Here is a 12,263-nt window from a genome sequence, read left to right as displayed (position 1 = left end):
AATCTAATCTCTTCTCCTCCGGGTAGGGCGTTTCAAGAAAGAAAACGCTCTGCCGCGACATCTGAAGTAGACCGGACCCCGTTTCATCGTACACCCAAACGGTATCAGCTTTAGCCTTTTTGAATTCGCAGGGCGACGCCATTTTACCCCGCTGTGTGGGTTGTCGCCGTTATAGTCCTCGATCCAATCTCCTATCAAACAAAAAAGGCTTCGGCATTGGGTAGTGGGTTCACGCGCACCTAATCGCGCTTGAGCGTGTTTACGAAGGCCTTGGACATGCCGTTGGATTGCGGGGTGGCGTGAAGCATCACTTCAGACCGAGCTGGCGATCAAAGACGCGGTTTTTTTGCCGTGTAGGAGCTGCCATTGTCGTATAAGATCAGACAGCTACTTCCATTCACCGCTGACCGTCTCCTAAAGGAGATTTAGATGACCCATATCGTTCACCCGATCCTTCTGGCTGGCGGTTCCGGTACGCGGCTTTGGCCTCTGTCGCGCAAAAGCTACCCCAAGCAATTTGCGAAACTGATGGGTGAAGAAAGCCTGTTTCAGGCTTCGGCCCAGCGGTTGTCCGGTGGCGGGTTCGCCGCACCAGTAATCCTGACGGGGTCAGATTTCCGTTTTATCGTGACCGAGCAGTTGGCGGCGGTTGAGATTGCGCCTGCGGGCATTCTTATTGAGCCGGAAGGGCGCAACACCGCTCCGGCGATCCTTGCTGCAGCTTTGAGCCTCGCTGCCCGCGCGCCTGAAGCGCTTATGCTTGTGGCACCGTCCGATCATGTGATCCCTGATCCGGATGCTTTCCGGGCCGCCGTGCAGGCCGCGACGCCAGCGGCGCAGGACGGCCAGCTTGTGACATTCGGCATCCGCCCCGACCGGGCCGAGACCGGCTATGGTTGGCTGGAGATGAGCCAGGCACCCGCCGCTGATTTTGGGCCCATCCCGCAGCCCTTGAAGTGCTTTGTTGAAAAGCCTGACCGTGCGACTGCTGAGACAATGCTAAACGGCGGGCAGCACCTGTGGAACGCCGGGATCTTCCTGTTCTCGGTCAAGACGATCATCGCGGCCTTTGAGGCACATGCGCCCGACATGTTGGCGCAGGTCCGGATGGCGGTAGAGCAGGCGGAACAGGACCTCGGTTTTACTCGGCTCGCGCCAGAGCCTTGGGGTCAGATCGAAGACATCTCCATCGACTATGCGGTCATGGAAAAGGCCGATAACCTCACCGTGGTGCCCTATGGCGGGGCGTGGTCGGACCTTGGTGGATGGGATGCGGTCTGGCGCGAAACCGGCCCGGATGAGACCGGCGTGGTCGTGTCGGATTCCGCCACGGCGATTGACTGCGAGAACACCCTACTGCGGGCCGAAGACCCCCAGCAACAGTTGGTGGGCATCGGTCTGAGCGACATCATCGCAGTGGCCATGCCTGATGCGGTTCTGGTGGCCCATAAAGATCGCGCGCAAGACGTGAAAAAAGCCGTTGCCGCGCTCAAGGCCAAGGGGGCTACCCAAGCCGAAACCCTGCCGCGCGATTATCGGCCTTGGGGTTGGTTCGAAAGCCTTGTGGTCGGATCGCGCTTTCAGGTTAAACGGATCGTGGTCCACCCCGGCGCAGCGCTCAGCCTGCAAAGCCATCACCACCGATCCGAACACTGGATCGTAGTGGAGGGAACAGCCCGGGTAACCGTCGGTGACGAAGTAAAGCTCGTGACAGAAAACCAGTCGGTCTATATCCCCCTCGGCGCCACACACCGGATGGAAAACCCAGGAAAGGTGCCAATGGTGCTGATTGAAGTGCAGACTGGCAGCTATCTGGGTGAAGACGACATCATTCGCTACGAAGACGTCTACGCGCGAGGGCAGGGCGCTAAGGGGTAAATATCCCAATGCCGCCTTTCGGAATGACGTCCAAAGATAAACTAAAGTGAGCCGAAGTGTTTCCGGCTCCAAGTAGGGAATACCCATGTCAGATACTAAGATCGCTGTCGCAGGCATCGGATATGTCGGGCTGTCCAACGCGGTCCTTCTGGCGCAAAATAATCAGGTTGCGGCGGTAGATGTAGACCCAGAACGGGTCGCGCAGGTAAATGCGGGGCAATGTCCCATCGTCGATGCCGAGCTCGAAGGTTTCCTGCGCGATAAAGCGCTTCGGCTGACTGCGACCACCGATGCGGCCAAAGCCTATGCGGGGGCGGATTTCGTGGTGGTGGCCACGCCGACCAATTATGACCCAGTCGAAAATTATTTCGACACGTCTAGCGTCGAGGCGGTGATCCGCGCTGTTATTGACGTCAACGATCACGCGACGATTGTAATTAAGTCTACGGTCCCCGTTGGCTATACCGCTCAAATTTCGGCGCAGATCGGCGGCGATCGGATCATCTTTAGCCCTGAATTCCTGCGCGAGGGCAGGGCGCTGCACGACAACCTACACCCGTCGCGGATCATCGTCGGGGAGCGCTCGGCCCGGGCTGAGACCTTTGCCCAGCTCTTGGCCGAAGGCGCGCTGCGCAAAGACATACCGGTTCTCTACACGAATGCCTCTGAGGCTGAGGCGATCAAACTCTTTGCGAATACGTACCTCGCCATGCGCGTGGCCTATTTCAACGAACTCGACAGCTATGCGATGAGCCACGGCATGGACAGCCGGCAGATTATCGAAGGGGTCAGCCTCGATCCACGGATCGGCGCGCATTACAACAACCCCTCTTTCGGCTACGGCGGGTATTGCCTGCCGAAAGACAGCAAGCAGCTCTTGGCGAATTACTCCGAAGTGCCGCAGAACATGATCCGCGCCATCGTCGACGCCAACCGCACCCGCAAGGATTTTATCGCCGACCAGATCCTCGCCCGACGCCCCAGCCGCGTCGGCGTCTATCGGCTGGTGATGAAGGCTGGATCGGATAATTTCCGACAGAGCTCGATCCAGGGCGTGATGAAGCGGATCAAGGCCAAGGGGATCGAAGTTGTAGTCTATGAGCCTGAGATGGCCGAAGAGGAATTCTTTGGCTCGAAAGTGACGCGCAACCTCGTCCGTTTTAAAGAAGAGTGCGATGTCATCTTAGCGAACCGTCGAACGCGCGATCTTGATGACGTTTCGGAAAAAGTCTTTACCCGCGATCTATTCGGGGCTGACTGATGTAAGCACTTTTTACGGTAGGCCGGGATAGGGCGTAGCGGAGTTGGCAGCAATATAAAGGCCCCCCCCCGGATGCGGCGCTCCCTGCCATAAGCTAAACTTTGATGGCATATCTGTCTTGGTCTGACCATGATCGTCACAATGGGGCAGATTTCCGCTAAACGCGAAAATCGCAGTGGCCTGACTAGCAAGCTTACCGCATGTAGCCGTTATGGAATAGCTCGCTAAGCGCTCGTCGCAAGTGACGTCAACAAAGTTCAGGTATTTAAGATGGTTGATTTTCAAACGGCTCCGCTCGACCCTAAGCGCCGCCGGTTGGTCGCGATTTGGCTGACGTTTGGCCTTTCAGCCTGCATTGCCGTAGTGACCCTGATCCCATCGAATGCCGCGCCAGACGTGCCAGGGGGTGACAAAGTGCATCACGTCTTGGCCTTTATGGCTTTGACATTGCCTTCTGCAGCCTTCTACCCGAAAGCACTTCTTCGTGTCGTGCTCGCTGCGGCGTTCTATGCAGGTCTCATCGAGGTCATCCAGCCCTTCGTTGGCCGGTCAGGGGAGATAGCTGACTTCCTGGCGGACCTCCTTGGGATTGCGATCGGAGCAATTATTGGTCTTTTGCTGCATTGGGGAAGCGGATGTTCGTTCATGCTGCGTCGCCAGCGGGATTGATCTTGAGCCCCCAAGAGCAACCTCTCGGCCTCAATTAATTTTCTTTAGGGCACCTCGATTATTGAACAATTTTTGGTAGTTTGGCGGCGCGGGCGGCCTGAAGCAGGATCGTGGCTTTCGTCTGGCAATTGGCAGAGCCTCGCAACCGCTGTATTGCGGCCTTCAAGCCTTGTTTGTCATGCTTTGACGCGTGATCGGTTCTTGGATCGCCCGGTATTCACGCCGGACACGGGTTGATGCGGCGCAGTTGAACGAGGCGTCGCATGTTATATGCGAGGTTCTTCATCCCGATCCTAGCCTTGGCTCGCACCAGACCAATGCTACGCACAAGGGTGCCACCCATGTCGTTGGTCTGTGCGCCGAATACATGTTCCACCCGGACCCGAACGGTGGATTTGGTCCGATTGCTGCCCTTGGCCTGATCTGTGAGAGGTTTGCCGCGTTTCCCCTTACGGTGGATGTGACTTTTCAGCTTCCGCGCGCGCAATTTCGCCTCCGTCTCCTCGGACCGATAGGCCGCATCCGCCCACACACCGGAGCCGGTATTGCCTCGCATCAGCAGGTGATCCACCGCTTGACTGTCATGCAGCGCGGCATCGCTGACGTGATAGCGCCGGACCAGCTTGTGCTTTCGGTCGACGTTCACATGGTTCTTGTAGCCGTAATGGCTCTTGCCGTGCTTTTTCGTCCAGCGCGCGTCCACGTCCTTCTGGCTGCGCTTGGCGGGCTTGTTTTCCCAATGCTCGGGGTTCTCGCCCTTCTTGATTGACGCGTTCTCGTCGCGCGTGTTGTGATTGCGCGGCACCGCCACAATAGAGGCATCAAGAATTTGCCCACCCCGAGCGATATACCCCTGCCGCGCCAAATACCCGTCAAATTGACGAAACAGCTCTTCCACCTTGCCCGCCTGCGCCAGCGCATCGCGATACAGCCACACCGTCTTTGCATCCGGCACCTGGTCCGCAAGGCTAAGTCCCAGAAACCTCATAAAGGACAGCCGGTCACGGACCTGATATTCGATCTGATCGTCCGACAGGTTGTAGAGTGCGCTCAGCACCAGCGTCTTGAACATCAGCACAGTGTCCATCGGCTTGCGGCCTGCGCGCGACTTGCGCTCCGCATCAGGCTTGCGCCAAACCTCATCCAAAATAGAACGAAACTCCTCCCACGGCACGACCGCATCGATCTCAACCAATGGGTCCTTCTTCGCGTCAAGGCTCGCATAGCGGTCGGAAAGATCAAAGAAACCCATCTGCGTCATTGCCGTCTCCCTTGTGCCGGTTCGTCCCATCAAAGATAACGCAGCACCGGGGTTGGGGCAATTTTTAGAGGTGCCCTTTACTGTAGAGACTGCATAACGAAGGTTCGATGGGCCCGATACATCGAGGATTTGGCTGGCTGTCGATATAGCTCAGTATGATCAGCGTCGTTGGTTGCGCCGGAACGACAATCACTGAACCACGCCGGGCTCTTGGCATTCGATCGTTCGGACTATCTGTAGGGTTTGCCCCAATCTAGGATTAGCCGTCTCTTGCCTGCTGCTAACACGTAATGTAGTGTGCGGGCAGATCGCGAGCGCATGATGTGCTTCGGTCGCCTGTAAACTGGGCGCCGACACATCAACGGGGTGCCCTATTCTGTGGAGCGCCATAATGATCAAAACTTACGGTTTGCCGCCCAATACAATATCGGCAGCGGACGTCCTCTCCCATACATCAGTGGACCGCGGTGTCATCTCGAACTGTACCGGTAAATCTGCGATGACCCTTTGCCGGAATGCACAGCGATTTGATAAAATGCCCGATGGTCTCGCGATCGGAGGGTCTTCGACATGAGCATGCAGGCAAGTGACCTTGTCATACCTGACGTAGCGCTTTGGGCGATGCGGCATCGGTTGACACCCCAACAAGCGATTTTCGTTGAAGCCTACCGCCAGGACTTTGACCCAGTGAAAGCGCTTCGCATTGCGGGCTTTTCTGGGCGGAATAAAAAAGCGCTCGCCATGAAGCTGCTGAACCAGCGGAATATCCAAGCGGCTCTCAAGGCCCGCAACGAAGAGCTACATTGCCGCGCTGAGGAAATGCGGGAGGCAGCTTTGGAATGGATTCGGGACATGCTTGAGGCGAATCTTGCTGATATTTTCGATCCAAATGAACGCCCTAGACCTGTTGCCGACTGGCCGGTCATATGGCGGAAGGGCCTCGTCCATTCAGTGAAGGTTCAATCGAAACCGGGCCACAGTGCGACGTTCGAGTTTCAAATCAAGATAAGTGATAGGCTTCGGTTTCTTGAACTCTTGATGCGCCATCTCGGGATGCTCGGTCCTCGCATTAAGCGCAACGAGGATAAGAAACTTTTGGCAGCAGCGCAGGCGGCGCAAAAGAACGCGGATCGGATGGCGCTTCGGAAACCATAAGAGTGGCCGCTCCCGATATCCAGGGCATGGTCAAAAGAGGGTCATGCCTCCCAAACATTTTGCTCAGCATATTCCAAGTAGCGGGCGAGAACATTTACGGACTTCCAGCCACCGGCCCGCATAATGGCTGCGGTATCGAAGCCTTTGCGCAAGAGATCTTGCGCGGCACCGACCCGCATTGAGTGGCCGCTGAACGCGCGGACGTCTTCAGCGGGGTAGCCGGCTTGCTTTGCGGCGGTCTTAACCACCGTCTTGACGGTGGTATCGCTGAGACTGCGGTCTACCGGGCGTTCTTGATAAATCGGGCAGAAAAGCCACTCAATGCTCGGGCCGCGCCAGGCCTGCCAATCCAATACGCGCTGCGCCGTGTCGATAGACGTAAATGCAACACGGCCTTGACCTTCTTGGTCTGCTTTGCTGCGGCGGATCAGCACCCGCAGGGTACCATCGGCCCGCAGCGTAATATCCTCGTCGCGCAATGCGACCAGTTCTGATCTGCGGGTCATCAGTTCATAACCTAGAGACAGCATGGCCGTGTTGCGCAGTCCCCAAGGGGTTTTGGGTTGAACGGCGAGAAAACGTTTTAGGTGCGATGCTGTCAATCCGCGCGCCTGCTGCGGACGCACCGGTTTTGCGCGTCGAACGCGCCGGTAAGCGAGATTGATTGCTTCGTCATGCGTCGGATCTGCAAGCCCCAACAGCCGATGAATCTTGCGGATCGCATATAGGCGACGCCTTACCGTTGACGGTGCCCGGTGCTGGCCTTCGGCTTCCAAGAACGCGCAGACCTGCCCAACGCTTGCAGGAAAGGGATCAATCCGCTCTTCGGCACACCAGGTGACATAGGCTTGCACATCACAATGATATGCGCGCATCGTTGCATCAGAATACGCCCCATCGAGAGTTTCTAATGCTTTGCTCCACTCCACCATACCCGACCCCACCATACCCGATCTCCCATAAGATTCGCTTGGTTATGATAAAAAATATATCATAACTATCGCTATGTCAATTACAGGTCAGCAAATACGGACAGCGCGGGCGGCGCTGAATTGGTCGGTTAAAGATCTCGCCGATGCTACGGGTGTCGGTACCGCGACGATTGTGCGCTATGAGTTGGCGGAGGCCGGCGTGCCGAAGTCCCGCAAAAACAATCTTGAGATACTACGTACTTGTTTCGAGGCTGCCGGGATCGAATTTATCGGCGCCCCCGATGACGCGCCCGGCTTACGGTTCCATCCTTTAAATTCCTGAACTTACCCTGAATGAGTTCAGGGTCAGATTTCTGAGTTGTCCGCAAAAAGGGTTGCGGACGGCTGCGTCTATATCTAGTGTTTGAAGCACATACCGTGCGCATGATGTGCTAGGTCCGATTTCCGCTCAGCGGAGGTGATGTGCAAGATGCCAGTGCCTCCGCTCATTGCAGGGACGCACCAATGCGCATTTCCGGTTCCCCAACGACAATTTTTGTCTGCATAGCACCTACGCGTGCGCCGCCTGGCGTGTTGGTTTGGTCTTTTGCCCCTCGGCAAAGGCCACTTTCAAGAAAACCCAACCCGCCGGAAGGAACCCAGAGATGACTAAAAAGCCCACATCTGTACACCAGAAACGCCAACCCGTCGCGCTTGGGGGGAGCAGAGCGTACCTTGAAGAGATCGAAAGCGAATTCCACGACGTTCTTCAGGCCCGCAGCGCGTTGGAGCGCCGTCGTGCCAGTGAGGTTGCTATCCTGGAAATGGAGCTCAAGCAGCACCGCCGCATGCGCGATACGCGCCTTATGGCATTAGTCCGCGATATGGCGGCGGGCTATTTTTCCACAGGGCAGTTCGTGGTCCGGCCCTATGCTGAAGAACGGTATTTGAAACTCGCCCGAGACCTCGTGGGTGAGGATCCAACGCGCCAGATGAAAGCGGCGGAAAAGCTAGAAGCTGCAGGAACGACGCTGGATGAGCTCTACGCGCGTGCCTATCAAACTCTCGCGGAGGACTTGAGCCATCATGAAAAGTGCATCGCAGGCTTGGAAAAGCGCCGCCGCGAGCTTTTGGACGATTTCGAAGCTCTCCGGGTTATCGCCCCACGGATGCGGTCCAATGGATAAGCGCGACCAAACCGAAGCGGCGCGCGCTGACCCATCCCAAAATGCCCGACGGCACGGGTTAACAGCGCCCGTGCCAACCCAGCAAACGCTGACAATCTACCGCGAGATCCTCAACAATCCCGAACAATGTGCGGCAAGCTACGCGAACCCTAAAGTGACCCGTTTGGCATGGGAGTTCGCGGAGGCCGAGGCCCAGGTCAAGCGCACCAGCGCCGCTGAGCGCGAGCATCTTTTCGGCAGCGCGAGAGCAGACGCCGTTACAAACGACGATTTCCGAAAGGTGGTGCTGGACGTCCCGACATTGCGGGAGATCGTTTTCTCGCAAACGACGGATGTCGCGGCTGCGGTCGCAGCCGCACAGGAGGCAGCATATTGGAAAGCCTATTGGAAAAAGGCAGACCTGCTAAAGCGCTATCGTCGCGAGGCTGAGACTAGAAGAAAGAAAGCGCAGGCCGCTTTTACCAAGGCGCTGGTGAAAGACGATCCTTACCCGCCTGATTGAGTCGGGAGGTTTGCTGGTTAGAGGGGCGCAACCGGGTCCCCGACCTGCCGTAACAAAGCAGCATCTGCTTTCGTTATGGCGCGCTATTTGACAATTGAGAACGATTTAGTCTCGGGGCGCGGAGAGCCTGCGCCCCGAGGCCGCGCGGTATCAGTCTTGGTATCTGGCGCTTGGTCCTCCTGCGAGGGAAGGGGCGATTTCGGTAAAGTCGCCGATAATGTACAAGCCTCTCCCTACGAGATGTTCGCGCGCGCTGGTCTCCCACGCCCGCGTGCCTGCTCTTTGAGAAACAGCTCATGGGTTTGAATTGGGCTGTGACGGGTTTGGAAAACCAAGAGGCAGCTTGCAGCTTGGTGGGCTTTTTTAAGGCTGAGCGACAGCGCAAGCATGATCGCGTTTTCTCCTGATCTCTTTAACGCGACAGCTTCGTGCCTGGAATCGCTGATCAAGCCTGACGTTCGACGACTCTCGGAAAAGGTCTTCGGCCTTCAAGCCGTGGCGGGTGCGGCCCGCAGCGTAGCTGCTGCGTCAGAACCTGTTTTTTGGGGATGTTAAACGCGACAGCTGAACGATATCCATGCCCTCATGATGAGACATTTGCTTCCGTTGACGGCCCTTTTAATGGGGTCATCATTTCTTCTGTTTGCTGGGGGGGTAAACAGTTTGATCTTACCAATCCGAGGCGAGGCCGAAGGATTTACGGCTGCCTCGCTGGGTTTGCTGGGAACCGGATGGGCCGTCGGCTATGTGATGGGATGTTTGCGCACGCCTGCACTGGTGGCCCGTGTAGGACATATTCGAGCGTTTGGCGCCATGTGCGCAATCGCAGCTATCGCCGTTCTGCTCTCGCTCGTCCTTATCACGCCATGGGTCTGGATCCCGGTGCGTGCCTTGTCCGGCTTTTGTTTCGCCGGTGCGGCCATGATCGTGGAAAGTTGGTTGAACGAGCGCGCTGACGCGAAGTCGCGCGGGCGGGTTTTCGGACTCTATACAATGGTCAACCTCTCGGCTACGACTGCCGGGCAGATGGTGCTCACACTGGGGGATACCAACGGCTATTTTTTCTTCGTGCTCGCGGCAATGGTTTATTGTTTGGCCCTGTTGCCGACCGCAATAAGCGCCACCACGACGCCTCGGCCTTTGACTCAAGCCAAGCTTGCGTTAGGCCGGCTTTGGAAGAACTCCCCCATTGCCGTCTTTGCTGTATTGATGGTCGGCGTCTCCAATGCTTCTTTCGGCACTTTGGCCGCGGTTTATGGGGCGCGCATCGGATTGTCTCTAAACGAAATCGCCCTGTTTGCGAGTATCCCGATTCTGGCTGGCGCTGCATCTCAGATCCCCGTCGGCATCGCCTCAGATCGCTATGATCGCCGTAAAGTTCTGATCGCCGTGACAGTCTTTGCCATTCTGGCGGACGGATTGTTCTTGTCCGTCGGGGTGCCGCAGCCCGCTCTGGCGCTGGTAATGTCCGCCCTGTTCGGAGCAACGGTCTATGCCATGTATCCTATCATTGTGGCACATGCGAACGACCACGCTGAACCTGGGTCCTTTATTCAGGTCAGCGGGGGGCTGTTGCTCGTATTTGGGATTGGTTCGATTGTCGGACCCACCGTGGCCGGTGTTGCGATGACCAGATTTGGTGCCTCTACGCTCTTTGCGGTAACGGGAACTGTCCATTTGTCCTTGATCCTGTTCGCGCTTTTGCGGCTTAGGATTGCGCCAGCTGTGGCCTCAAAGGACAAGGTGGCCTTTCAGGCAAAACCCCTCGTACGCGCGTCCACACCAGAGACGGCGGCGCTTGGAGCAGATCAAGAAGAGCTTAATGCTGGCCAGTCAGCGGCGTTTGCGGATGGCCCTTCTTCGCAATCGAAGGATTAGAGATGCTGCCAACAGACAGACCTCTCCCTTCTCAGAGGGGTCTACCGACAGATTGAGTTGCTCGAGTTTCCCGAAACGGGGAAATGCTCGCCTTGAAGTAGAAACATGCCGCGTCATCATGAGCGCTGCATCTGAAAACTGTGGTGAGGCGTGTCGTGGCTACCACACTCGTAACTTGCGGCGCACTTACAGAGGCGCTATATTGTTAGTGCGCAGTAAGACTGGAGATTGCATGAGTAACCTGACCATAAGACTGGACCCCGATGAGAAGTCCCAGCTGAAGGCTTGGGCAAAGGTCAAAGGTGTAAGCACGACCGATTACATCAAAGCCCTTGTCGCCGCAGATATGGCAGCGGGAAGTCCACAAGAACGTGCTGCTGCTTGGTTTCGCGAAAATGAATCCGCGATCGCTGCGGAAGCAGACCTGGTCACAAATAACGGGGTCCCGGGCTCTCATCTGGCTTTGAACCACCCATGGCCTAATGCAGAAGTTTGACGTTTTCGAGATCGCTGGCGATCTTTACCTCGTTGTTCAAGCAGACCATCTATTGGAGCTGAATACGGTCGTTCTGGTGCCGGTCTTGCCCCGTGACGCGCTTCCGGCTCTGACGAAATTTACCGTGGATGTGACAATTGCCGGCAGTCCCTTTCGTGTCCGTACCCACATGCCTCTCACAGTACAGGCAAATCGATTACGGCACCTTGACCCGGTGCATCAGCTCTCTGCGGAGGAGGGGCACCGCGTTATGGATGGCCTTTACGCTATTCTTTGGGGACTCTAGGCAGCAGCCGAACCCCGCATGGTAGATATCTTGAAAGGTTTCGGATTTGGGGCTGTTGCTCGGTTGCTATTAGAGCTTGCGGTTTGCGCGCGGGGGCGGTGAATGCCCCAGGGGACGGTTTGGCCGTATCAGGAGCGTAACAGCAACTTTAGCCGCTCTGGCGCTTCTCCACATTAATTGCCAGACCTTAACACCGTTCCCGAAACGGCCCCCGGCTCACCTTGAAGTTGCGCTACTCCAATTCCCCTAGAACCCTCACTTTCTGCAAGGGCGAGAAAGGCGGCGCGCCGAAGCTCCGTTTCCGTGCAGCATCAGGACCATGACGAAATCATCCAATTCATAGTGCTCGTAGGCTAAGCCCGGCAAATGTCTGTGGCGCGGGCCAAACGCCTGATAACGCCTCCTCTCAAGCGGCCCTGATCTGAGACCAAGCAGCGGCTTAGCTGTTTACCTAACGATAGGGCTGTGGCCAGCCCGTTCGTGCGCGATCTCGACCGCGAGACCTATGACACGAACACCCAGCCTATGCTCAGCCATATCAACGTCGGCACCGGGGTCGATGTGTCAATCATGGAACTGGCGCAGATGGTCGCTTGGGTCACCGGCTTTAAGGGGCGCATTACCAATGATCCCAGCAAGCCAGACGGCACCCTCCGCAAGCCGATGGACATAAATCGTCTGGCGAATATGGGATGGCGTGCCTCAATTGACCTCGAAAAGGGGCTGCAGGAAACCTATGACTGGTTTACCCACGATCAGGATGCCATCCGCCACTGACC

The 12,263-nt window shown here is 56.8% G+C and carries 13 protein-coding genes and 1 pseudogene; 11 read left to right on the top strand and 3 right to left on the bottom strand.

Going from position 1 to position 12,263, the window contains the following annotated elements:
- Positions 1-111: 111 nt before the first annotated feature.
- Positions 112-380, bottom strand: a pseudogene (locus tag T8A63_RS19560) (integrase core domain-containing protein); the annotation flags it as partial.
- A 49-nt stretch (positions 381-429) separates the two neighbouring features.
- On the opposite strand from T8A63_RS19560, the gene T8A63_RS19555 reads away from it, so the two are divergent.
- The 3 genes from T8A63_RS19555 to T8A63_RS19545 all read left to right on the top strand — a co-directional run bounded on the left by T8A63_RS19555 (position 430) and on the right by T8A63_RS19545 (position 3,808).
- Positions 430-1,878, top strand: coding sequence for a mannose-1-phosphate guanylyltransferase/mannose-6-phosphate isomerase (locus T8A63_RS19555; RefSeq protein ID WP_322346124.1), 1,449 nt, complete (start codon positions 430-432; stop codon positions 1,876-1,878).
- An 85-nt stretch (positions 1,879-1,963) separates the two neighbouring features.
- On the top strand, positions 1,964-3,139 hold the full coding sequence (locus tag T8A63_RS19550) for a nucleotide sugar dehydrogenase (protein WP_322346122.1): 1,176 nt from the start codon (positions 1,964-1,966) through the stop codon (positions 3,137-3,139).
- A gap of 270 nt (positions 3,140-3,409) precedes the next feature.
- Positions 3,410-3,808, top strand: coding sequence for a VanZ family protein (locus T8A63_RS19545; protein WP_322346120.1), 399 nt, complete (start codon positions 3,410-3,412; stop codon positions 3,806-3,808).
- Between the two features lie 217 nt (positions 3,809-4,025).
- Here T8A63_RS19545 and T8A63_RS19540 read toward each other — a convergent pair whose 3' ends face one another.
- Positions 4,026-5,069, bottom strand: coding sequence for an IS5 family transposase (locus tag T8A63_RS19540; protein WP_322346119.1), 1,044 nt, complete (start codon positions 5,067-5,069; stop codon positions 4,026-4,028).
- Between the two features lie 570 nt (positions 5,070-5,639).
- Between T8A63_RS19540 and T8A63_RS19535 the strand changes: the two genes are divergently transcribed.
- Complete coding sequence (locus T8A63_RS19535) at positions 5,640-6,224, top strand: terminase small subunit (protein ID WP_322346117.1); 585 nt, start codon at positions 5,640-5,642, stop codon at positions 6,222-6,224.
- 41 nt (positions 6,225-6,265) lie between these two features.
- Here the strand turns inward: T8A63_RS19535 and T8A63_RS19530 are convergent, their stop codons facing one another.
- A complete protein-coding gene (locus T8A63_RS19530; protein WP_322346115.1) occupies positions 6,266-7,156 on the bottom strand; it encodes a tyrosine-type recombinase/integrase in 891 nt (296 codons plus the stop codon).
- Positions 7,157-7,229: 73 nt separating this feature from the next.
- On the opposite strand from T8A63_RS19530, the gene T8A63_RS19525 reads away from it, so the two are divergent.
- The 7 genes from T8A63_RS19525 to T8A63_RS19500 all read left to right on the top strand — a co-directional run bounded on the left by T8A63_RS19525 (position 7,230) and on the right by T8A63_RS19500 (position 12,261).
- A complete protein-coding gene (locus T8A63_RS19525) occupies positions 7,230-7,478 on the top strand; it encodes a helix-turn-helix transcriptional regulator (protein WP_322346113.1) in 249 nt (82 codons plus the stop codon).
- Positions 7,479-7,800: 322 nt separating this feature from the next.
- The gene (locus T8A63_RS19520) at positions 7,801-8,322 is read left to right on the top strand and encodes a hypothetical protein (RefSeq protein ID WP_322346112.1); all 522 of its coding nucleotides are present in this window, start codon (positions 7,801-7,803) and stop codon (positions 8,320-8,322) included.
- A complete protein-coding gene (locus T8A63_RS19515) occupies positions 8,315-8,824 on the top strand; it encodes a hypothetical protein (RefSeq protein WP_322346110.1) in 510 nt (169 codons plus the stop codon). Before T8A63_RS19520 ends, T8A63_RS19515 begins: the two co-directional genes overlap by 8 nt.
- A gap of 585 nt (positions 8,825-9,409) precedes the next feature.
- Positions 9,410-10,702 carry an MFS transporter gene (locus T8A63_RS19510; protein ID WP_322346108.1) on the top strand — a complete coding sequence of 431 codons (1,293 nt, stop codon included), beginning with the start codon at positions 9,410-9,412 and terminating at the stop codon, positions 10,700-10,702.
- 232 nt (positions 10,703-10,934) lie between these two features.
- A complete protein-coding gene (locus tag T8A63_RS19505) occupies positions 10,935-11,198 on the top strand; it encodes a hypothetical protein (RefSeq protein ID WP_322346383.1) in 264 nt (87 codons plus the stop codon).
- Entirely contained in the window at positions 11,185-11,484 is a 300-nt protein-coding gene (locus T8A63_RS22435; protein ID WP_416153260.1) for a CcdB family protein, read from the top strand. The genes T8A63_RS19505 and T8A63_RS22435 overlap by 14 nt, the downstream gene beginning before the upstream one ends.
- A gap of 465 nt (positions 11,485-11,949) precedes the next feature.
- A complete protein-coding gene (locus T8A63_RS19500) occupies positions 11,950-12,261 on the top strand; it encodes a hypothetical protein (RefSeq protein WP_322346382.1) in 312 nt (103 codons plus the stop codon).
- Positions 12,262-12,263: the final 2 nt, after the last annotated feature.

This window comes from Sulfitobacter sp. OXR-159, from assembly GCF_034377145.1.
Taxonomy (GTDB): Bacteria; Pseudomonadota; Alphaproteobacteria; order Rhodobacterales; family Rhodobacteraceae; genus Sulfitobacter.
The sequence above is the reverse complement of the archived record's forward strand: the minus strand, read 5'-3'. Positions and strand labels throughout refer to the sequence as shown.